Below are 22416 nucleotides of genomic sequence, written 5' to 3' on the forward strand. Positions count from 1 at the left end.
TCATTCCAGGCGGGGACTGTCGGCGCGCTTCGTTTCGTTGAGCAGGCGGATGAAAGTATGCGGTCCGACGGCACCATCGACAATCAGGCCGTGCTGTTTCTGGAAGGCCGCGACCTGGGCTTTCAGGGTCTCGTCGAAGCGGTGCGGATCGGCGGGCTTCTTTTTCGCGGGAAAGCGCTGGCGCAGCCATTTCACCGCGGGCGACGACTGGCCCGGCCTGAGCACGGTGACGTCTGCCACCGGCGGACGCCACAGCAGCGTGAATCCGCCTTTCCAGAAAGGCAGGTTGTCCGCCAGCGGCAGGGCCGCCGGCTCGCCGCCAAATTCCACCGTCGCCAGACCGCCGGCGATGCCGGTCAGGGTCCCGTAGCGCTTTTCCCCGTCGGGAAGGACGAATTCCAGGACCGCCGGGTGGTTCAGCAGGCGCAAGACCGGCCAGCCGGAATCCTCGCTGAGACAGCGCAAGCCCTGGCGTTCGGCGGTTTCGCACGGCTTGCCGGCGTCTCCTTCGGCTTTCCAGAGCGCGAACAGCCGGCCGAACGCTGCGGCCTCGTCCGTTCCCTTCGATTTCAGCAGGTCTTCGAAGCGCGCGCGGTCGGATGATAAAGCCGGCACGAGGGCCTCTTTGGCATCGGCTTTTTCCGGAGCCGCTTGCGGCGAGACGGCGGGCATGGGCGACGCCGCTTCCCGCTCGGACGATGCGGCATTGCCGCCCGGCGTGCGGCCGATGAGCAAGGCGCCCGTACCGATCAAGGCCGCGACCGCAACCCCCAGGGCCAGCCGCCGCCAGAACCGGGGAAGCAGGACGGAGGGCAGGACTTCCCGGGCAGCGCGCCGCACCGTGGCGCGGTCCGCCTGGAATCTGCCTTGGGCGTAGGCGCCCAGCAGCGCCCGGTCGCAGATGACGTTGATCAGCCGCGGAATCCCCCCGGACAGCCGGTGAACCGCCCCCAGCGCCGCCGGTGTGAACAACGGGGCGGGGCAGCCGCTGACCGTGAGCCGGTGCCTGACGTAGTCGACGGTTTCGGCGCGGGTCAGGGGCGCCAGATGGTAGCGCGCGGTGATGCGCTGGGCGAGCTGCCGCAGCCGCTCCTGTTCCAGCAGCCGGGTCAGCTCCGGCTGGCCGATCAGGATGATCTGCAGCAGCTTGTGCTGGCTGGTTTCGAGGTTGGTCAGCAGGCGAACCTGCTCCAGCACATCGAAACTGAGATTCTGCGCCTCGTCGATGACCAGCACCGTCCGCCGTCCCTGGGCATGGGCGGCGAGCAGGTGCTCGTTCAGTGCGTCGACCAGAACCTTGAGACTGGCGCCTGTCCGCGGATAGGTGATGTGCAGTTCGTCGCAGACCGCGGCCAGCAGCTCCAGGGCGTCCAGGCGCGGATTCAGGATCAGGGCGACATCGACGTTTTCCGGCAACTGCTCGATCAGGCAGCGGCACAGCGTGGTCTTGCCGGTGCCGACTTCGCCGGTGAGCGCGACGAACCCCCCGCCCTCTTCCTTGATGCCGTAAAGCAGGTGGGCCAGGGCCTCGCGGTGTTTGGCGCTGGGGTAAAGGAACCGGGGGTTCGGCGCGATCGAAAACGGCGCATCGTTGAGCCGGAAGAATTGGGTGTACATCGTTTCTCGGCCGGGGAGAATCCGGCAATGGTAATCCGGATCGGGGGGGAATGGGCAACAATCGTGGGAGCGCGAAAAACGCTCGGTCGCCGTGATGCGTCGGGAACCGCCGACGCCTGCCAGCGGTGAAGCGAAGAGTTCTTGGCTCGAGTGGACTGGCGCGGGTCAGCCGTTCACAGCACCACGTAATGATCCACCAGCAGCGCGGTGAAGATTCCCACGAGGTAAACCAGCGAATAGGCGAAGGTCTGCATGGCGAGGCGGGGCTCGGCCTTGCGCTTCAGGCGGATGGCGTAATAGACGAAGATGCCGCCGAAGACCACCGCGGCGGCCAGATAGATTTCCCCGCTCATGCCGGTGACATAGGGCATGAGGCCGGCCAGGAACAGTAGGATGGTGTACAGCAGGATATGGAGCTGGGTGAAGGCGATGCCGTGGGTGACCGGCAGCATCGGGATGTCGACCTTGGCGTAGTCGTCGCGCTTGGCGATGGCGTAGGCCCAGAAATGCGGCGGGGTCCAGACGAAGATCAGCAGGAACAGCAGGAGGGCGTAGGGGTGCACCGAACCGGTGATGGCGCACCAGCCGAGCACCGGCGGCGCGGCCCCGGCGGCGCCGCCGATCACGATGTTCTGCGGAGTCGCGCGCTTCAAGTAGACGGTATAGATGACCGCGTAGCCGATCAGGGACAGGAAGGTCAGGAAGGCGGTCAGGAGGTTCACGAAGGCGATCAGGATCGCCATGGCGAGGATGCCCAGCAGCAGCGCGAAGCCGACGACCTGGGCGGGCCGGATGTCGCCGGAGGGCAGCGGCCGATTCTGGGTTCGGGCCATCTCGGCGTCGGCGTGGCGGTCGAGGAAATGGTTGAGCGCCGCCGCCGAGGCCGCCGCGAAGCCGATGCCGAGCGAGGCCCAGAAGGCGGTGTCCAGCGGCGGCACGCCCGGCACGGCGAGGAACATGCCGATGACGGCGGTGAACACGATGTGACCGACCACTTTCAGCTTGCAAAGGGCCAGATAGGTGCGCCAGGAGATGCCGCCAGCCGGTTTGGCGCTGGAATTCGTCGTCATCGCTCAAGAATCTGTTGGGTTAAAATGCCCCCGGCTTCACGACGGCCAAGCCGGCCGCTTCATCAACGGAGTTCAATTCAATGTCGATGCCGAGATTCGGATTATTGCTCATGGCGCTGCCTCTGGCCGCGTCGGCGGCACCGCCCCAGGTGCACGAATTCACCCTGGCCAACGGCCTCAAGGTACTGGTTCAGGAGGACCACCGCGCGCCGGTCGCCGTGTCGCAGGTCTGGTACAAGGTCGGTTCGAGCTACGAATACGGCGGCATCACCGGCGTGTCGCACATGCTCGAACACATGATGTTCAAGGGCACGAAAAAGCATCCGCCGGGCGAGTTTTCCCGCATTATCTCAGCAAACGGGGGGAGTGAAAACGCCTTCACCGGCCAGGACTACACCGCTTATTTCCAGACCCTGGAGCGGAGCCGGCTGCCGGTGAGCCTCGAGCTGGAGGCGGACCGGATGCGCAATCTCAAGCTGCTGCAGGACGAATTCGTCAAGGAGCAGCAGGTGGTGATCGAGGAGCGCCGCCTGCGCACCGAGGATCAGCCCCATGCGCGGATGGATGAGCATTTCCAGGCGGTGGCCTTCACCAACAGCCCCTATCGCAACCCGGTGATCGGCTGGCCCGAGGACGTGGCCGGCCTCACCCTGGACGATCTGAGCACTTGGTACCAGCGCTGGTACGCGCCCAACAACGCCACGCTGGTGGTGGTCGGCGACGTCGATCCCAAGGCCGTGTTCGAGCAGGCCAGGAAGTACTTCGGCCCGCTCAAGCCGGGCAAGCTGCCGGTGCTGAAGCCGCAGGGCGAGGTGCAGCAGCTCGGCTTGCGTCGGATGGTGGTCAAGGTGCCGGCAAAGCTGCCGCATCTGGAAATGGGCTACAAGGTGCCCTCGCTCAAGACCGCCGGCGCGGAATGGGAAGCCTATGCCCTCGAGGTCGCGGCCGGCATTCTCGACGGCGGCAACAGCGCGCGTTTGGCCAGCCGCCTGGTCCGGGGACAACAGATCGCCACGGATGCGGGCGCCGGCTACGACCTTTATGCCCGGCTGTCGTCGCTGTTCACTCTCGAAGGGACTCCGGCGCAGGGAAAGACCATGGCGGAGCTGGAGGCGGCGCTGCTGGACGAAGTCCGGCGGCTGCGCGAGGAGCCGGTCGCCGAGGACGAGCTGGCCCGGGTCAAGGCCCAGGTGCTGGCGAGCAACGTCTACCAGCGCGATTCGGTGTTCTATCAGGCGATGCAGCTCGGCATGGCCGAAACGGTGGGCTTGGGCTGGCGCAAAGTGGAGGAATACGTGGACAAGATCAATGCCGTGACCGCGGAGCAGGTGCGTGAGGTGGCCCGGAAATACCTGATCGACGACGGGCTCACCATCGCCCACCTCGATCCGCAGCCGATCCCGGAAGGGGCGAAGATCCAGGAAGGTGCTGACAGCATGGGAGGCGGCCATGTCCGTTAATGTGAAAACCGCAGCGACCTTGTTCACCCTCTCCTTTTGGGAGAGGGGCGGGGTGGGGGAAACGATCGTTAAGCGCATCCTCGCCATCGTCCTTTTCGTCCTGCTGCCGTTGCGGACCGTTTTCGCCCTGCCGGAAATCCAGACCTGGAATACGGCCAACGGCGCCAGGGTGTATTTCGCCCAGACCCAGGGCCTGCCGCTGCTGGACGTCCGCGTGCTGTTCGACGCCGGCAGCGCCCGCGACGGCGGGCAGTTCGGCCTGGCCGCGCTGACCTCCGCGGTGCTGGAAACCGGGGCCGGCGACTGGAACGCCGACGCCATCGCCCAGCGCCTGGACGGCGTCGGCGCGGTGCTGGGCACCGGGATATCCCGCGACAATGCCTCGCTCTCGCTGCGCAGCCTGACCCAGCCGAACCTGCTGGAACCGGCGCTGGAAACCGCCAAGGTCATCCTGGCGAAACCCCGTTTCGCCGCGGAGGACTTCGAGCGGGAAAAGAACCGCGTGTTGCTGGCGCTGAAACAGCGCGAGGAATCACCCGCCGACCTGGCCGGCATCGCCTTTTTCGAGGCGATGTACGGCGATCATCCTTACGCCCATCCCAAGGACGGCCATATCGCGACCGTGGAGAAGCTGACCCGGGACGACCTGGAAGCCTTCTACCGCAAGTTCTACGTGGCCAGGAACGCGGTGGTGGCGCTGGTGGGGGACATCGAGCGGGCTCAGGCGGAAAAGATCGCGGAAGACCTGGTATCGGGCCTCGCGCCGGGGGAGGCACCCGCCGCCCTGCCGCCGGTGCCGATGGACAAGCCGGCGCAGACCGTCAACCGCGCCTTCCCTTCGGAGCAGACCCACGTGTATTCCGGCCAGGCCGGCATGCGCATCAACGATCCGGACTATTTCCCGCTGTACGTAGGCAACCACATCCTCGGCGGCAGCGGCCTGGTGTCGCGGATCAGCGAGGAGGTGCGGGAGAAGCGCGGGCTGTCCTACAGCGCGCACAGCCACTTCTATCCGTTCCGGGTCGAGGGGCCGTTCCTGATGGGGCTGCAGACCCGCAACGAGAAGGCTGACGAGGCTTTGAACGTGCTGCTGCAGACGCTCAGGGATTTCATCGCCAAGGGGCCGACCGACAAGGAGCTGGAGGCGTCGAAGAAGAACATCGTCGGCGGCTTCGTGCTGCGGCTCGACAGCAACCGGAAACTGGTCGAGCAGATCGCCACCATGGCGTTCTACGGCCTGCCGCTCGACTACCTGGCGACCTACATCCTGAAAATCGAGGCTGTGACCAAGGACGACGTCCGCCGGGTCTGGCAGGCGCGCATTCATCCGGACCGGCTGCAGACGGTGCTGGTGGGCGCGAATTCCGCCGCCAATAGTGCGCAATGAGCTGCGCATCATCGGGGGGCTCTGGCGCAGCCGCCGGATCCGGTTCGCGCCGGAGCCCGGTCTGCGTCCGACCCCCGACCGGGTGCGGGAAACCGTCTTCAACTGGCTGCAGAACCACGTAGCCGGCGCGGTCTGCCTCGACCTTTTCGCCGGCAGCGGAGCGCTGGGTTTCGAGGCCGCCTCGCGGGGCGCGGCCCGCGTCGTCCAGGTCGAACGCAATCCCAAGGTCTGCGCGGTACTGAAACAATCCTGTGCGATGCTGGATGCCGGGCAGATCACCGTGGTGTGCGCCGAAGCCATGAAGTTCCTCGCCGGCCGGCCGGAAGCGTTCGACCTGGTGTTCCTCGACCCGCCTTTCCGCACCGGCCAGGTCGGCCCGTGCTGCCGGAGACTGGAGGATGGCGGTTGGCTGAAGCCCGGCGCCAGGATTTACGTGGAGACGGAGGCCGGTCCTCAGCCCGAAGGGATTCCGGCAAACTGGATGCTGCTGCGGGAGAAAGTCAGCGGCGACGTCGCCTACCGTCTGTATCAGCGTCTCAAGGAGCCTCGAGTTTGAACGTCACCGCGATCTACCCCGGCACTTTCGATCCCATCACCCTGGGGCACGTGGACCTGGTATGCCGCGCCAGCCGCATCTTCGACCGCGTCATCCTGGCGGTGGCCGAGAGCAAGGCCAAGACCCCGCTGTTCGATTTCGCCGAGCGCCTGGAGCTGGCCCGGGAAGCCGTCGCCGATCTGGTCAACGTCGAGGTCGTCGGCTTCAATTCGCTGCTGGTCGACTGCGCCCGAACCCACGGTGCCACCGTCATCCTGCGCGGCCTGCGCGCGGTATCCGATTTCGAGTTCGAATTCCAGATGGCGGGCATGAACCGTTCACTGGGACCGGAGATCGAAACGATCTTCCTCACCCCCGGTGAGAGCTACGCTTTTCTCTCGTCCTCGGTCATCCGGGAGATCGCCAAATTCGGCGGCGATGTTTCGGCCTTCGTGCCGGGGCACGTGAGAGCGGCGCTGGTGCGCAAGTTCGCCGTTTCCGGCTGAGCGTTTTTCCCGTCCTCTTCGTTCACGCATCGGGCGCGAACGGCTTCAGTTTCCAGATGTTCTCCGCGTATTCCCGCACCGCCCGGTCCGAGGAGAACTTGCCCATGCGGGCGACGTTGAGGATGGACATGCGTGTCCAGTGCTGGGTATCGCGGTAGGCGTGATCCACTTCCTGCTGGCAGTTGACGTAGGGCCGGTAGTCCGCCATCAGCAGGTAGTCGTCGCGGTTCAGGAGGTGCGCGGTGAGCGGCCGGAACAGTTCCGTGTCGCCGTGTGAGAACAGCCCGCTGTCGATCAGTTCGATGACGCCGCGTAGTTCCGGATCGCCGTGGCAGTAGTCGCCGGGATTGTAGCCGTCCGCCCTGAGCCTGGCCGCCTGTTCGCAGGTCAGGCCGAACAGGAAGAAATTCTCCGCCCCCACCTCTTCCCTGATTTCGACGTTGGCGCCGTCCAGCGTGCCGATGGTCAGCGCGCCGTTCAGCGACAGCTTCATGTTGCCGGTGCCCGAGGCTTCCTTGCCCGCGGTCGATATCTGCTCCGACAGGTCGGCGGCCGGATAGATGTTCTGCGCGTGCTTGACGTTGTAATCCGGCAGGAACACGATCTTGATGAGATCGCGCACCGCCGGGTCCTGGTTCACGGTCTCGGCGACGGCGTTGATCAGCTTGATGATCAGCTTGGCCATGAAATAGCCGGGCGCGGCCTTGCCCCCGAACAGGAAGGTCCGCGGCGTGATCTGCAGCCTGGGGTCGTGCTTGAGGCGCTGGTACAGCGTGATGATGTGCAGCACGTTGAGGTGCTGGCGCTTGTATTCGTGGATGCGCTTGACCTGGATGTCGAACAGCGAGGCCGGGTCCACGACGACACCGGTGCGGTCGCGGATGATCTTGGCCAGCCGGGTCTTGTTTTCCAGCTTGACCCGCGCCCAGTCCTGCTGGAAGCCGGCATCGTTGGCGAACGTTTCCAGCTCCCTGAGCCGGTCCAGGTCCGACAGCCAGGTGTCGCCGATGCGGCCGTCGATCAGCCGGGTCAGCCCCGGATTGCTCAGTCCCAGGAAGCGCCGCGGCGTGACGCCGTTGGTCACGTTCTGGAAACGCTTGGGGTCGAGGTCGTGGAAATCCGGGAAGAGCTGGGTCTTCACCAACTCGGAATGCAGCTCGGCGACGCCGTTCACGGTGTGGCTCCCGACCATCGCCAGGTTGGCCATGCGCACGTATTTCTCGCCGCTTTCGTCGATGATCGACAGCCGCGCGATCTTGCCGTCATCGCCCGGAAACTGGGTGCGGACCTCGTCGAGGAAGCGGCGGTTGATCTCGTAGACGATTTCCAGGTGGCGGGGCAGCACCGAGCCGAACAGCGGCAGCGGCCATTTCTCCAGGGCTTCCGGCAGCAGGGTGTGGTTGGTGTAGGAGAAGGTCTTGCGGGTGATGTCCCAGGCCTGCTCCCAGGACAGGGCGTATTTGTCCACCAGTTGCCGCATCAGCTCCGCCACGGCGATGGCGGGATGGGTGTCGTTGAGCTGGATGCAGTACATCTCGTGGAAGCGCTCCAGGGTCGAGCCGCGCCGCAGACACAGGCGGATCATGTCCTTGATCGAGCAGGCGACGAAGAAGTATTGCTGCTCCAGCCGCAGGCGCTTGCCTTCGAGCTGCTCGTCGTTGGGATAAAGGACCTTGGAGATGTTCTCGGAAAAGACCTTCTCCTCCACCGCGCCGTAATAGTCGCCCCGGTTGAAGTCGGCGAAGTCGAACGACTGGGCCGCCTCCGCGCTCCACAGCCGGAGCAGGACGCAGGAGTCGGAACGGTAGCCGACGATGGGTGTGTCGTAGGGCACGCCGACCACGACGCGGTCCGGCATCCAGCGCACCCGGAAGGCGCCGTGCTCGTCGGTATAGGTCTCGGTATGTCCTCCGATCTTGACGACCTGGGCGAAATTCGGCCGCTTGATTTCCCAGATGTTGCCGTGGAGCAGCCACTTGTCGGTGACCTCCACCTGCCAGCCGTTCTTGATGGACTGGTCGAAGATGCCGAATTCATAGCGGATGCCGTAGCCGGTCGCCGGATATCTCAGCGTCGCCAAAGAATCCAGGTAGCAGGCCGCGAGTCGTCCCAAGCCGCCGTTCCCGAGGCCCGGCTCCTCCTCCAGCCCGATGTACTGGTCGAGGTCCTGTCCGATCAGCGCCTCGCGGGTATTGTCGGTGATGCCGAGATTGAGCAGGCTGTTGCCCAGATGCGGGCCGGGCAGGAATTCCGCCGACAGGTAGGCGACCTGGCGCACGTCGGGGGCGTTCCGCTTTTCGAACTGGCGGACCCAGCGCTGCATCACGCGGTCGCGCACCGAATACGCGATGGCTTGGTACCAGTCCTCCGGCACGGCCATTTCGGCCGGGCGCCCCACCGCGAAGTTGAGGTTGTCGACGAAGGCGGCCTTGAGAATCTCCGGGCTCATGCCGGTGCGGGTGTGCTCCTGCGCGTCCGGTGCCGGTGCGGTCTTTTTCAGCTCGGATTTCTTGCTCGCCATAGGGAACTCCGGGTCGGGGAGGGTGTTGGCAACTCTACCGATAAAGGGCCAAACGCCCGTTCCTGTCAAGGATCGGGCCTAGTTGTACATCTCTAACATTTCTTTGCCTTATGAGCGGTGGCGATTTGAAGGGGCTTCCTTCCCCTCGATCGCGAAAGCCGCATCCCTGCGGCTCCCCTTCGGGCTATTCCCGGCAAAAGGCTTGGCACTCGGGCGCGGCATACGGGATTCCCTTTAGGCATTGGAACAAAATAAATCTGCCATATGAATGCTACGGCAGGATCGTATAATTCCATTCGCCATGGAAGGCATGGCGCTGTATTTTGAGGCCGTCCATTTCCGCGTCGGTGACCTTGATCCCTTTGGGATATTCGCTATCGTCCAGTTCGCAATAGACCCGCAAGCCTTTGCGATTGGTCGTCGAGGCAATCAAATTCACCACGACCTCGTGACTGATGAGCGGACGACCGCGCCAATTCATCGTGATAAAGGAAAATAGGCGATGCTCAATCTGGTTCCATTTGCTGGTTCCCGGCGGGAAGTGACACACCGTGATGGCCAGTCCTAACTCGGTGGCTAATGCCTGAAGCTCCCGCTTCCATAAGCGCACACGCGAGCCATTGCTCCCACCGCCATCGGCCGTAATCAACAAGTGCCGTGCCTTCGGATAACACGGTGCGCCCATGGAGTGCCACCAGCGGCGAATACTTTCCACCGCGAATTGCGCGGTGTCGTGATCCGTCCCGACATTGACCCAGCCGATATTCAACGTCGGATCGTAAATGCCATACGGTGCCACCTTCCCCAGTTCGGGGTCTTGAAAATCATACACCCGAACGGCTTCCGGCTGCCCTTCGGGGCGCCATTCCAGGCCCTGTTGCTTGAAATTCCCGACCAGTTCCTTCTTCTTGGTGTCCACCGAGATGACCGGATCGCCCCGCCCTTGGAACTGCTTCACCTGGGTGTAGATATGCTCGAACTGGGCATTGCGATCCGGATGCGAACCGCCCTCCAAGGTTTTTCGATTACCTTGCAGGCTATAGCCCAGCGCGCGGAGCAGTTCGCCCACCATCCGATGGCTGGTTCGGTGCCCCATCTCAGTGAGGGCTTCGGCCAATTGCCGCGTGCTCTTACACGTCCAACGCAACGGGGATTCCGGATCCCCGCGCGTCACCGGATCAATCAATCGCTCCAAATCGGCCTTCAGGGTGGAGTCCTGGTCAACCGTCCGTTTCCGGCCTGCCCCCTTCCGGCGAATACGGCCCTGAGGCAAGGCATTCTGTTGTTCCAACTCTTGGCAGCCTTGACGAATCGCCTCTCGACATAAACCGGTTTCCCGTGACACGGCCGAGATTCCGCCTCGGCCAATCGCCAGCGCCTCCGCCCCGGCAACCAAGCGCCGCAGACGCTCGTCCAGGTACCGATCGAGTTTCTCAAAGCGCTTCTTGATTGCGGCATGTTCCATACCGCAACTTTAAAACAAACCCCTCAGTATTTGGAAGAGTTATTTTGTTCCAATGCCTTACTAAAGCTTTGTCGGAGACCTTACACTAAAACTCGCCCAGCCGGGCGCCTTCCATCAGCAGCGCTTGCGCCGCCCGTTTGGGTTCGCCTTCCGCCGGCCGCCGCTGCAGATAGCGTCCGTCGGGCTGCAGGTCCCAGGCGTGGCGGTTGTCGTTCAGCAGGAAAGCCAGGACCTGTTCCAGGTGACTGACGGCCGCGGAGTCCTCCACCGGCGTGACCGCTTCGACCCGCTGGTCGAGGTTCCGCGTCATCCAGTCCGCGCTGCCGATGTAGAACTCGTCGGCGCCGCCGTTCCGGAAACGGAAGATGCGCGAATGCTCCAGATAGCGTCCGACGACGCTCACCACCCGGATGTTTTCGCTGAGTCCGGCGACGCCGGGGCGTAGGCAGCAGATGCCGCGGACGACCAGTTCGATCCGTACGCCGGCGCGGGAAGCTTCATACAGATGCCGGATCATGTCCGGGTCGACCAGCGAGTTCATCTTGGCGACGATGTGGCCGCCGGCGCCGCTGCGGGCATGCTCCATCTCCCGCGCGATGAGTTCGTACATCCGGCGGCGCAGGGTGAGCGGCGCGACCAGCAGCCTGCGGTAGGCGTCCTGGCGGGAATAGCCGGTCAGGTAATTGAAGAGGTCGCCGACGTCGGCCACCAGATCGTCGCGGCAACTTAACAGGCCGAGGTCGGTGTAAAGGTTCGCCGTCTTCGGGTTGTAGTTGCCGGTGCCGACGTGCACGTAGCGGCGCAGGGTGTCGCCCTCCTTGCGGACCACCAGGGCGATCTTGGTATGGGTCTTCAACCCCATGACGCCGTAGACCACGTGCGCCCCCGCGTCTTCCAGGCGGTTGGCCCAGGCGATGTTGTTCTCTTCGTCGAACCGCGCCTTCAGCTCGACCAGCGCGACGACCTGCTTGCGGGCCGCCGCGGCGTCGACCAGCGCGCGGACGATGGGCGAATCGCCCGAAGTCCGGTACAGGGTCAGCTTGATCGCGAGCACCTGGGGATCGTGCGCGGCTTGAGTGATGAACTCCTGCACCGTGGCGGCGAAGGAATGGTAGGGATGGTGGACCAGGACGTCCCCCCTCTTGATCTCGTCGAACACCGTGGCGCGGGGCTCTCCGGATTCATCGGGCGCGGCGTGGAAGCGGGCCGGCACCACGGGCGTCCAGGGCACGTCTTTCAGTTCCGGCAGCGGGAGTGACAGGAAATAGAACAGATCCCTGAGGTTCAGCAGCCCGTCGAATTCATAGACGTCCCGGCCGGACACCTCCAGCTCCTCCATCAGCGACTCGCGCAGCTCGGCCGGCATCGAACGCTCGATTTCCAGGCGGCAGACGAAGCCGTCCAGATGACGCTTGCCGACTTCCTCCTCGATGGCGAGCATCAGGTCCTCGGCTTCGTCCTCGCGGACGGTGAAATCCGCGTCCCGGGTGATGCGGAACATGTGGTGGCCGCGGACGATCATGCCGGGGAACAGCCGCGCCAGGTTGCCGGCGATGAGCTGTTCCAGCGGGACCCCGGTCCAGACCGCCTGGTCTGGGCCTTGCGGCAATGCGACGAACCTTGGGAGGGTGTCCGGCACCTTGATGCGGGCGAATTTCCGCAGGCCGCTTATCGGATCCTCGACGACGACGGCCAGGTTCAGGCTGAGGTTCGACATCTGCGGGAACGGATGGCCCGCATCGACGCTCAAGGGCGTGAGCACCGGAAACACCTGCTCGGAAAAATGCGCCTCGAGCGCGCCGCGCTGCGGCTCGTCCAGCGCGGCGTAGTCGAGCAGAAGGATGCCGTGCTGCCTCATGAGTTCCCGCAGTTCGCCGTCGAACAGCCGGTGCTGCAGGGCGGTTTGTCTGGCCAGATGGGCACGGATCGCGTCGAGCTGCTGCGAGGGCGACATGCCGTCCGGCGCGGAGCCGGCGGCGCCGGCCCGTTCCCGCTCGATCAGCCCCGATACCCGGACCATGAAAAATTCGTCCAGGTTGGAGCTGAAGATCGCCGCGAATTTCAAGCGCTCCAGCAGAGGCGTGCGTGCGTCCAGCGCCTCCTGCAGGACCCGGTCGTTGAAATCGAGCCAGCTTAATTCACGGTTCAGAAATGCGTCCGCCTCTATGGAGCCGGCATCTTCCGAAGTCTCTGTGCGCATGAATCGGGGTATCCGCAAATGGAGTTGAAGATTGGAGTCCCTTGGCCGGCAACCGCGGCTCATTGGAAATCACGGTACTGGAGCATTGTTAAAACTGCTTGACGAGGCCGCCGGAATCCATCCATGACTTGTGTGTCGCCACTTTGCCGGCGGGTTACACTTTATCCGATGCGCCTCGCCCGGATACGACCCCTCCTCTTTCGCAGCCCCCTGGCCTCGTTCGCCTTGGCTGCTCTGCTATTGACGGAACCGTCCGTACACGCCGCGGATCCGCTCGCCTACGGCGTGATGTTCGTGAGCACCGGCGACGAGGCGCTGGACAGGGCTTTGAACGACTCCTCCCAGCTGGTGGCACTCCGTGAAACCGCGCCCGTGGGGCCATTCGCCCTGGTGGCGCGGGCGCGGGACGATGCCGCCCGGCTGGAGACCGTGCTCGACAGCTTCGGCTATTACGACGGTATGGCCGTGGTCACGGTCGGCGGCCGCCAACTGGACGATCCGTATCTGCTCGATCAATTGGAACGGGCGCCCTCCGGCGTGGTTGTTCCGGTGACCGTCTCGGTGGTCCGCGGGGCTGTGTATCACTTGGGCAAGATCGACATACAAGGCACCGTCCCGGCCGATGTGCCGGTCCAGCTCGGCATGAAACCCGGAGCCGCGGCGTTGGCGTCGGACGTGCTGGCGGCGCAGGAGCACTTGTTGGAGGCGCTCAGAGGGCGAGGCTATGCACTGGCGCGGGTCGACAAGCCCATCGCCACGCTGGATACGACGGCGAAAACCCTGGCGGTCGAAATCAAGGTGGATGCCGGCCCCCGCCTCGATCTCGGGTGGATAGGCTTCAAGGGCATGGAGCGGACGGACGAAGACTTTTTGCGTCGCCGCCTGCTGGTGCATTCGGGAGACCGTTTCGATCCGGAAGCCATCGAAAAGGCCAGACAGGACTTCATCAACACCGGCGTGTTTTCCTCGGTCAGGGCGCGGACGGGAGAGCGCCCCGACGAGGACGGACGCCTGCCGCTGGATTTCGAGATGGCGGAGCGTCCGCTGCACGCCGTCGGTTTCAACGGCGCCTGGTCGACCGACGTCGGCGGCAGTCTTTCCGTATCCTGGCAGCATCGCAATCTGTTCGGTGAGGCGGAAACGCTGAACTTGATCGGCGGCGTGGCCCAGCTCGGCGGCAACAGCACCACCGGTATCGGCTACAACGCGGGGGCTTCGTTCGTGAAGCCGGATTTTTTCCAGCGCGACCAGTCGCTGCAGGCCGACCTCGGCGCGGTGAAAGCGAGTTTGAACGCTTACGACCAGAAAGCCGTCCTGGCCGCCGTCCTGTTGAAGCGCAAATTTTCCGCGAGCTGGAGCGGCGCGGTCGGCTTGAGCGGCGAGCAGGAGAACATCGTTCAGAACGGCTTGGCGCGCGACTACACCCTGCTCGGCCTTCCCTTGACCTTGAATTACGACAGCACGAAGAGCCCGCTGGATCCCGTGGAAGGTATCCGGGCCAGCGCGGTCGTCACCCCGATTCAGCCGTTCAGCGGCTCGGCGAGCGGGACGTCCGCCCAGCTTGCCGAAAGTTCGGGGACCAGCCCTTTCGTCCTGTTGCAACTGGCCGGTTCGACTTACCTGGATTTCACCGGCTCGGGCCGCAGCGTGTTGGCACTGCGCGGCCTGGTCGGCGGCGCCGTGGGCGTGGGCGTGATGGCCCTGCCCCCCGACAAGCGCTTCTATGCCGGCGGCAGCGCGACTGTCAGGGGCTACAAGTACCAGTCGATCGGGCCGCGCTTTCCCAACGACCGTCCCGTCGGTGGCACCGCGGTCTCCGCCGGAACCTTTGAATTTCGGCAGCGCATTCTGGACGATTACGCTGCCGTCGCCTTCGTCGACGTCGGCCAGGTCAGCCCGGACGGCGGGCCGTTTACCGGAGACTGGTCCGTGGGCGCGGGGATCGGCGGGCGCTATTACACTTCGATCGGGCCGATCCGTGTCGATGTGGCGCTTCCTTTGAGCCGGCATCCCGGCAGCGGCTCGTTCGAAATGTACGTAGGCATCGGACAGGCCTTTTGATGCGCGTTTGGCTGAAAAGAACAGCGTGGATCGCCGGCGGCTTCGCACTGGTGTTGTTATGCGCCGTATTGCTATTGGTGCAGTTCGCCAATACGCAGCGCGGGCGCGAGAATCTGGAGCGGCTCGTCCCGCGCCTGACCGGCGGCGCCGTGGCGATCCAAGGGCTGCACGGGCGTATTCCGGACGCCTTCGGTCTGGCGCGGCTGGATGTCGGCGATGCCAAGGGGCCGTGGCTGCGCATCGAGGGTTTGGAGCTGGCATGGTCGCCATCGGCGCTGCTGCGCGGTGCGCTGCGGGTCGAGCGTTTGGAGGCCCGCCGAGTCGCGGTCGACCGGCTTCCAGCGTCCGAATCCAAGCCCGAAACCGCGGATGCCGGGCCGGTGACGCTGCCCGTCGCTGTCGATCTGCGAACGGTTCGTATCGGCAGCCTCGATTTGGCTGAGACCGTCGCCGGGGTGGCAGCGCGGTTGGCGCTGGAGGGCTCGGCGCACTTGGCCAGTCTGGAACAGGGTGAATTCAGCCTGGGTGTGCGGCGCCTCGACGCCGAAGGCGATTACGCCGTGGCAGGCCGGATCGGCGGGGACGGCCTCGGCGCCCACATGCAGTTGCGGGAACCCGGCCACGGTTTGATCGCCGTGCTGGCCGGGCTTCCGGACTTGGGGCCGCTCGGTGCCGAGGCCAGCCTGGAAGGCCCGCGCACGTCGGTCGCCACCCGGATGACCCTGAACGCCGGCCCGCTCCGTGCCGAGGCCTCGGGCGCGCTCGATCTGGCCGGCAACGCGGCGGATCTGAAACTCCGCGTGGCGGCGCCGGCCATGCATCCCGCCCCGAATCTGTCCTGGCAAAAGCTGGCGCTGGAGGCTGAACTGAGCGGGCCGTTCAGCCGTCCCAGCGCCACCGCCGCGCTCAAGGTCGAGCGTCTGGAAGCCCCCGGCGCCGCGGTCGACGGCGTGGAAGCGACCCTGGCGGGCGATACCGGCAGGCTGGGGCTGGACGCGACGGTCCGGGGCCTGCGGGTTGCCGGCCTGTCCGGCGACTTGCTGCGCGGTACTCCGCTGACGCTGCGGGTCGATGCCCGGCTCGACGCGGCTTTCCGGCCGATCGGTTTCCGGCTGGCACATCCACTGCTGGCCGCGGACGGCTCGGTCGAAACGGCGGACGCGGGACTGCGCGGCGCCGTCAATTTGAGGCTGCCCGACTTCGCGCCGCTGGCGGGTTCGGCTGGCGTCGACGTCCGCGGTTCGGCCGAGCTGAAACTGGATTTCGGGGGATCGGGTCCACAAACCCGGTTCGACCTGACGGGCAAGCTTGCGCTGACCGGCGGCATGTCGCCTCTGCCCGAACTCGTGGGCGCCGACGGAAAGGTGAGCGCTTCCGTTCTCGTGGGCGCGGACCGCACCGAACTCCGGCAGCTGGAATTGCACGGCAAGGCATTGAAGGTGTCGGCCGATGGCAAGCTGGCCGGCGACACGCTGGATTTCAATTGGACCCTCGGCCTGTCCGATCTCGCGGTGCTGGCACCCGCTTTGCGCGGCAACGCCGAGCTGCGGGGACATGCAGCGGGCTCCACCGGGGATCTGAGCTTGGAAGCGAAACTGGCCGGCGAGGCCGCCGCGAATGGCGTGGCGCGCACGCCTTTCCGGGCCGAGGCTCATTTCAAGGGCCTGCCCGCGACGCCGTCCGGCGAGATGTCCGCCGAGAGCCGGATCGACGGCGCGCCGCTCCGCATCGGCGCGGTGCTCGCTTCGGCGGGAAACGGCGGACTCGCACTCACGATCCGGCAAACCGGCTGGAAAAGCCTCCGTCTGGCAGGCCGGTTTGCCCTGCCGAAAGGCGAGCGCTGGCCGGCCGGGGCGGCGGACCTCAGCATCGCCCGGCTCGACGACCTCGCGCGGCTGGCGGGACGAACCCTGGCGGGTTCGCTGACGGCGCGGCTGGAAACCGGGTACCGAAGCGGGCACGACCATGCGGCATTGAAAGCCGAAGCGTCGGGGATGCGTCTGGGCGGGGCCGCGTCCGTGGGCCACGTCGTTCTCAACGCGGAAGTCGCGGACCCGTTTGTTCGCCGCTTACTGGATGTGCGGCTCTCGCTGAACGGCATCGTCGTCGGGCGAGTCGCCGGTTCGGCCAAGCTCGATCTGGCCGGTCGCGCCGACGCGCTGAAGCTCCAATTCGCCGCCGAGCTGCCGGACCTGGAGGGCGCGCCGCTGCATCTGTCCACTGCGGGTGAACTGGACGTGCCGGAGAGACGGCTGGCGCTGTCCGCCTTAGAAGTGGATTGGAAAAAAGAAACCCTCAAGCTAATGGCGCCGCTGCAGGTCGGTTTCGGCGAAGGCGTTACGCTGGACCGGCTCAAGCTCGGCCTGCGCCAGGGCGTGATCGAGGCTTCGGGGCGCGCCGCGCCGAACCTGGATCTGCAACTGGCGATCCGCGACCTGCCGGCGAACTTGGTGTCCGTCGCGGTACCGGACCTGGCGCTGGCGGGCAGCCTGCGGGCGGACGCCAAGCTCCAAGGCCCGCCTGCGCGCCCCGACGGCGACATCGACTTGGCGCTCAAGGGGCTGCGGGCGGGGGCCGCCATGCCGGCGGTCGACATTGCCGCCCATGCCCGGCTCGGCGGCGGTGCGGCGGCAGTCGACGTCCGGCTCGACGGCGGCCGAGGCGCCGCTTTGCAGCTTCGCGGCGATACCGCGCTGAGCCCCGGCGGCCCCTTGGATTTGCATGCGTCGGGCGCTTTGGATTTGAGCATCCTAGACCCTTTGCTCGGTGCCGGAGGCCGTCGCGCCCGCGGCAAGCTCGCGCTCGACGCTACCGCCACGGACGTCCTGCCGGACCCGAAGATAACGGGCACCCTCAAGCTCGACGGCGGCGAGGTGCAGGATTTCGGCGCGGGGGCGCGGATTTCCGATATCGTCGCCCGGGTAGAAATCGACGACGGAACGATCCGGATCGTTCGCGGCGAAGGCCGCGCCGGCGCCGGTAAAATCCAGCTTGGCGGCAGTCTAGGCTTCAAAGCGCCGGGGCTACCGGTCGATCTTAAACTGACGGCGCGGCGCGCCAGTCCCCTGGCCAGCGACCAGTTGACCGTCGACTTGGACGCGGACGTGAGCCTGCGCGGACTCGCCGCGGAGGCGATGAAGCTGGCCGGTACCGTCCGGCTCCACCGCGCCGAAATCCGGGTCCCCGAACATTTGCCCCCGCACGTTGCCGTGCTGGACGTCCGTAGGCCCGGCGCTACGCCCTTGCCGTCTCCTGCCGCGGGGCCCAACGTCGAGCTCGATCTCGGCGTCGAGGCACCCGGCGGAATTTTCGTGCGCGGCCGGGGACTCGATACCGAACTGGAGGGTTCGGTCCGCGTCCGAGGCAACCTGGCGGCGCCGGACCCCGATGGCAGTTTCCGGATGAAGCGGGGGCAGCTCGCGGTGGCGGGGCGGACGATCACCTTTTCCAAAGGCCGAGTGACGTTCGACGGCGGCACCTTGACCAATCCGGCCCTGGATTTCAGCGCATCGAGCACCAGCGGCAACGTTACCGCCACCCTGAACGTGGCGGGCACCGCCAAGACGCCCAAGATCAGCTTCTCCAGTTCACCTTCGCTGCCGCAAGATCAGGTGCTCGCCCATTTGCTGTTCGGTTCCGGTGCCGCTTCCATGGGGCCGGTGGAAATGGCCCAGATCGCGATGGCCCTGGCCTCGCTGACGGGGGCTGCCCCTTCCGGCAGCGACCCGCTGGATCGCGTGCGCAAGGGGTTGGGTCTCGACCGCCTCGCCGTGGTGTCCGGCAAGGGCGGCAAGGCGGCCCTGGAAGCCGGGCGCAACATCGCCCCCGGCGTTTACGTCGGCGCCCGCCAGAGCGCCGCCGGCACTCCGCAATCCACGGTGCGGATCGACATCGGCCGGGGGTTCAAGGTGGAAGGCGCGGTCGGCTCGGGTTCGGCGTCCGGCTCCCAATCCAGCGCCAACAGCGTCGGGGTGATTTACGAGTTCGAGTATTGACGGAAAGGGCGCGTGAGACCGCGACCCGGTCGCGCGGGTGACCCGCCCAACAGCCGTCGTCACGGCTGCTCCGCAGCCGGACATGCGGTTGTAACCTGGACACAATATGTTGCCTTTATCTTGACAAGGTCCAGCCCCGGATTTATGAAACCTTGGATGTTGTGCGGTAATGGCCGTCAGGGGAGGATGGCCGGGCCGTTTCCGGCCCGATCAGGCAGGAGAATCCCCGCGTCCGTCGAGCGTACCGCTCGTCCACATCCCCTTGCCGTAATCCGCTGTATTCACCGTGACCGGTCGGAGCGTCGCGGTTTCGGGGAAAGCGTCGTGACCAGCGCCGATTTCGATAAGGGCGGCATGGCGTCCTAACGGCGATACCCGCGGACGGTTACGGGTGCCAGCGCTGGGGCGAATGCGTATCCGGTATGGCTTTGCATGTCGCGCGTCGTCCGCCTCTCCCGTCTGCCTTGTCGTCACCGGTTTCAGCCGGTGTCTTAGGATCGTGCAGGAATTCGTCTCATGGCTTCTCTGGATACCCTCGTTCTCGGGCTAGGCCTGTTTTTCCTGGGGCTTAGGCTGATCAGCCAGAATCTTCGCGAACTGGGCGGCGGCGGTTTCCGCCACGCGGTCAGGGCGGCCACCCATACCCCACCGCTGGCTTCGATGCTCGGTGTCATGAGCGGTGCGCTGACCCAGAGCGCCACAGCGGTCACCTTCATTCTGGCCAGCATGCTCGGCAGCGGGATGATCAGGCCGTCGGCGGCCCGCCTCGTCGTGGTCTGGTCCAACGTCGGCCTCACCGCCCTGGCTTTTCTCGCTACTGTCGATATCCATCCGCTGGTGGCCTATTTCGTGGGCGGGACCGGCATCGCCCTGGGTTCCGTGCGCGCCAAGCCCTGGAGCACGGTCGCAGGGGTCTTGCTCGGCGTCGGCCTGTTGCTGTTCGCGCTGGAAAACATGGGAGCCGGGGCCGCCCCGCTGAAGAACGAACCCTGGTTCCGGCAAGGTCTGGAGGCCGCGCTGGCTTCGCCCTGGTTCGCCTTCGCCTGTGGCTTCGGTGCCGCGGCGCTGCTGCAGTCCAACGCGGGAGCAACGATGCTGGTGATCACCTTGTGCGGGGCGGGTGCGATGCCGGCGGGCGCCGCGCTGCCGATGATTTACGGCACCAATTTGGGAGCGATTCCGCTGCGGGCCATGCTGGCTCTCGGCATGAAGGGCGACGCCATCCGCCTGGTCCGCACCGAGGACCTGTTCTGCCTCGCCAGCGGACTGCTGATGATGGCGCTGTTCGTCGGCGAGCGCTTCGGCGTGCCGCTGGTGGGCGCCTTGTCGGCGGAGCTGACGGCTTCTTCTTCCGGCCAACTCGCCGTGGCGTTCCTGCTCTCGAATCTGCTGCCCGCGCTGGCGCTTTCGCCGTTCCTGTCCGCCTACGCCCGCCTGTTCGACCGGTTCTGGCCGCCGGCGCCGGAAAGAACGCTGGGCGAACCGGTTTTCCTGTCCAGCCATGCGCTCGCGGATCCTCCCACCGCGCTCGATCTTCTCGCCAAGGAGCTGGGGAGGCTGCTCGGTTCGGTGGGGGTGGCACCGCGCAGATCGGCCGGAGGAAAGCCGCCCGCCGACACGGATCCCGAGCTGCTGGAGCCGGAATTCCTCCAACTCGCCGCCGCCATCGAGACCTTCTGCCTAAAGCTGGCCTTGCGCGACGGCCTCGGTCCGGCGGAGACGTCCCGTCTGCACCGGTTCCGGACGGCGCTCGCCATCGTGCGGCATATCGCCGAAGCTTCCGCCGAGTTCTCCATCCATCTCGGCGCCCTGCCCGGACCGGTCGAGGCAGTGGCCGGTCCTCTGCGCGCCCGGCTGGAACGCTTGCTCGCGCTGGCGGCGGGAGCGGTTGCCTCGCTGGACATGGCCGGGATCGCCGAATTCCACGCCCAGACCCGCCGCCACGGCGAGCCGATCACAGCGCTCCGGCAGGCGTATTCGGACGGCCTGGCCGCCCTGGAAACAGAGCAGAGCATCGAGGCCGGCATTTTGGACACGGACTTCGAGCTGTGCGCGTGGCTGCTGCACCACCTCGCCAAACTGCTCCCCAGCTTGGCTCCCAGGCCGGTGGCCGGTGCTTTAATGTGAAACAACGCGAAGCGTTTCTTTGTCCCCCTCTCCCGCAAGCGGGAGAGGGCTGGGGTGAGGGGAACGATCATGGCGAGCAGTCGCGCTCATGCGATACCTCCCTGTATCGCACCCTTCGGGCGCAAAGCGTGCACCAATTTGCAGGGAGCAAATTTGGCCACGCGGAGCATGGCCCGGAGGGCAGGTCCCAAGGACGGGACCTGCAATCGGCCTTCCTCCCGATTTGTCATCATCATCGGAGAGACCGCCAATGAGCCCACCCAACCTGCAAGACGGCATGGTCGTCATGCCGCGCGATGAATTCGAGGAACTGCTCGCACGCGCCGCCGAGCGCGGCGCGAGGCGCGCCCTGGCCGACGTCGGCCTCGACGGCGAGGGCGCCGCCTGGCAGGCCGTGGTCCGGCTCGTCACCACTGGCTTCCTCCTGGCCCTGGTCGCGGGCGCCGCCATCAAGCTCAAGGTGTTCGGAGGTGGCCAATGATCGAGACCCTGCTCGGTGGCCTCTTCAGCGGGGCCTTCCGTCTGGCGCCCGAGATTCTCAAATGGCTCGACCGCAAGGGCGAGCGCGGCCACGAGCTCGCGATGCAGGACAAGGCGCTGGAGTTCGAGAAGCCGCGCGGCGCCCAGCGCATGGCCGAGATCGGCGCCGCCGGTGAGGCCGCCTGGAACAGCGGTGCGGTCGAGGCACTGCGGGAAGCCGTCGCCGCCCAGGACCAGCGGTCCGGTGTGCGGTGGGCCGACGCCCTCTCCACCAGCGTACGGCCGGTGATCACCTACTGGTTCATGGCGCTGTATTGCGCGGCCAAGACCGCCGCCTTCGTCGGTGCGGTCGATGCGGGTGTGGAGTGGATTCCGGCTATTCACTCCACCTGGACCGAGGCAGACCAGGCGCTATGGGCCGGCGTGCTGAACTTCTGGTTCCTCGGACGCGTATTTGATCGGGTGCGGACGTGATCAAAGTCCCATCGGCCGCGGTCGACCTGGCCAAGCGCTTCGGGGGCTTCCATCGGGTGCGGCGTTGGCCGCCACGCTGCGCTACTGCCCGGTGCTGACCACCGAGCCAGAGGGGCGGCTTGCGGCCATCGTCGACTTCACATTCAACCTTGGCGCGGGGCGTTTGCGGACATCTACGTTGCGTCGGCGGGTCAACCAGCGGGATTGGGGCGCCGCTGCGTACGAGCTGCGGCGGTGGGTGTATGGTGGAGCGAAAGCTTTACCAGGACTTATTGCAAGGCGGGAGGCTGAAGCGGCGCTCTTCTCGTAGCAATCCCAACTGATCGCGGTCAATACCGCTCAGCATCAGCCGCGGCGGCGCGTAGCGCCGCCCGCTGCATGCCTTCAGCGGCCCCAAGTTCGTTCCCCTGAACTGCTTGCGATTTTCAGGCAGCCCACTGGAACATCCCGCTGCGATGGGCTCACCAACTTCTACCGGCACGCAAAGCACACCAACAGCTTTGCTCAAGACGGTTGGA

The 22416-nt window shown here is 65.8% G+C and carries 15 protein-coding genes; 10 read left to right on the forward strand and 5 right to left on the reverse strand.

Annotated elements, in window-relative coordinates; translation table 11 throughout:
• Entirely contained in the window at nucleotides 1-1617 is a 1617-nt protein-coding gene (locus ABZN20_RS13435; protein ID WP_367025559.1) for an ExeA family protein, read from the reverse strand.
• 173 nt (nucleotides 1618-1790) lie between these two features.
• On the reverse strand, nucleotides 1791-2687 hold the full coding sequence (gene cyoE, locus ABZN20_RS13440) for a heme o synthase (protein ID WP_218808272.1): 897 nt from the start codon (nucleotides 2685-2687) through the stop codon (nucleotides 1791-1793).
• A gap of 80 nt (nucleotides 2688-2767) precedes the next feature.
• Between cyoE and ABZN20_RS13445 the strand changes: the two genes are divergently transcribed.
• Genes ABZN20_RS13445 through coaD form a run of 4 tightly spaced genes read left to right on the forward strand, consistent with a single transcriptional unit; the run spans nucleotide 2768 to nucleotide 6575 of the window.
• Nucleotides 2768-4147, forward strand: a complete 1380-nt coding sequence (locus ABZN20_RS13445) for a M16 family metallopeptidase (protein ID WP_367025560.1) — start codon at nucleotides 2768-2770, stop codon at nucleotides 4145-4147.
• Nucleotides 4137-5534 carry a M16 family metallopeptidase gene (locus ABZN20_RS13450; RefSeq protein ID WP_367025561.1) on the forward strand — a complete coding sequence of 466 codons (1398 nt, stop codon included), beginning with the start codon at nucleotides 4137-4139 and terminating at the stop codon, nucleotides 5532-5534. Before ABZN20_RS13445 ends, ABZN20_RS13450 begins: the two co-directional genes overlap by 11 nt.
• Complete coding sequence (gene rsmD, locus ABZN20_RS13455; RefSeq protein ID WP_367025562.1) at nucleotides 5524-6090, forward strand: 16S rRNA (guanine(966)-N(2))-methyltransferase RsmD; 567 nt, start codon at nucleotides 5524-5526, stop codon at nucleotides 6088-6090. Before ABZN20_RS13450 ends, rsmD begins: the two co-directional genes overlap by 11 nt.
• Nucleotides 6087-6575, forward strand: coding sequence for a pantetheine-phosphate adenylyltransferase (gene coaD / locus ABZN20_RS13460; protein WP_367025563.1), 489 nt, complete (start codon nucleotides 6087-6089; stop codon nucleotides 6573-6575). The genes rsmD and coaD overlap by 4 nt, the downstream gene beginning before the upstream one ends.
• 22 nt (nucleotides 6576-6597) lie before the next feature.
• On the opposite strand, the gene ABZN20_RS13465 is transcribed toward coaD, so the two are convergent.
• The 3 genes from ABZN20_RS13465 to ppk1 all read right to left on the reverse strand — a co-directional run bounded on the left by ABZN20_RS13465 (nucleotide 6598) and on the right by ppk1 (nucleotide 12761).
• Complete coding sequence (locus tag ABZN20_RS13465) at nucleotides 6598-9096, reverse strand: glycogen/starch/alpha-glucan phosphorylase (RefSeq protein WP_367025564.1); 2499 nt, start codon at nucleotides 9094-9096, stop codon at nucleotides 6598-6600.
• A 271-nt stretch (nucleotides 9097-9367) separates the two neighbouring features.
• Nucleotides 9368-10561: an ISAzo13 family transposase gene (locus ABZN20_RS13470; protein WP_367025483.1), complete on the reverse strand. Its 1194-nt coding sequence runs from the start codon at nucleotides 10559-10561 to the stop codon at nucleotides 9368-9370.
• A gap of 85 nt (nucleotides 10562-10646) precedes the next feature.
• Nucleotides 10647-12761, reverse strand: coding sequence for a polyphosphate kinase 1 (ppk1, locus tag ABZN20_RS13475; protein WP_367025565.1), 2115 nt, complete (start codon nucleotides 12759-12761; stop codon nucleotides 10647-10649).
• Between the two features lie 225 nt (nucleotides 12762-12986).
• Here ppk1 and ABZN20_RS13480 point away from each other — a divergent pair, with 225 nt between their 5' ends.
• The 6 genes from ABZN20_RS13480 (at nucleotide 12987) to ABZN20_RS13505 (ending at nucleotide 22208) form a co-directional block, all read left to right on the forward strand.
• Nucleotides 12987-14822 carry an autotransporter assembly complex protein TamA gene (locus ABZN20_RS13480; protein WP_367025566.1) on the forward strand — a complete coding sequence of 612 codons (1836 nt, stop codon included), beginning with the start codon at nucleotides 12987-12989 and terminating at the stop codon, nucleotides 14820-14822.
• Nucleotides 14822-18817: a translocation/assembly module TamB domain-containing protein gene (locus ABZN20_RS13485; protein ID WP_367025567.1), complete on the forward strand. Its 3996-nt coding sequence runs from the start codon at nucleotides 14822-14824 to the stop codon at nucleotides 18815-18817. Before ABZN20_RS13480 ends, ABZN20_RS13485 begins: the two co-directional genes overlap by 1 nt.
• Before the next feature lie 516 nt (nucleotides 18818-19333).
• A complete protein-coding gene (locus tag ABZN20_RS13490; protein WP_367025568.1) occupies nucleotides 19334-20944 on the forward strand; it encodes a Na/Pi symporter in 1611 nt (536 codons plus the stop codon).
• A gap of 250 nt (nucleotides 20945-21194) precedes the next feature.
• Nucleotides 21195-21425: a DUF6127 family protein gene (locus tag ABZN20_RS13495; RefSeq protein WP_367025569.1), complete on the forward strand. Its 231-nt coding sequence runs from the start codon at nucleotides 21195-21197 to the stop codon at nucleotides 21423-21425.
• A complete protein-coding gene (locus ABZN20_RS13500) occupies nucleotides 21422-21898 on the forward strand; it encodes a hypothetical protein (protein WP_367025570.1) in 477 nt (158 codons plus the stop codon). Before ABZN20_RS13495 ends, ABZN20_RS13500 begins: the two co-directional genes overlap by 4 nt.
• A 91-nt stretch (nucleotides 21899-21989) precedes the next feature.
• The gene (locus ABZN20_RS13505; RefSeq protein WP_367027567.1) at nucleotides 21990-22208 is read left to right on the forward strand and encodes a lysozyme; all 219 of its coding nucleotides are present in this window, start codon (nucleotides 21990-21992) and stop codon (nucleotides 22206-22208) included.
• Nucleotides 22209-22416: the final 208 nt, after the last annotated feature.

The sequence above is a fragment of the Methylococcus sp. ANG genome (genome assembly GCF_040730495.1).
Classification (GTDB): Bacteria; Pseudomonadota; Gammaproteobacteria; order Methylococcales; family Methylococcaceae; genus Methylococcus.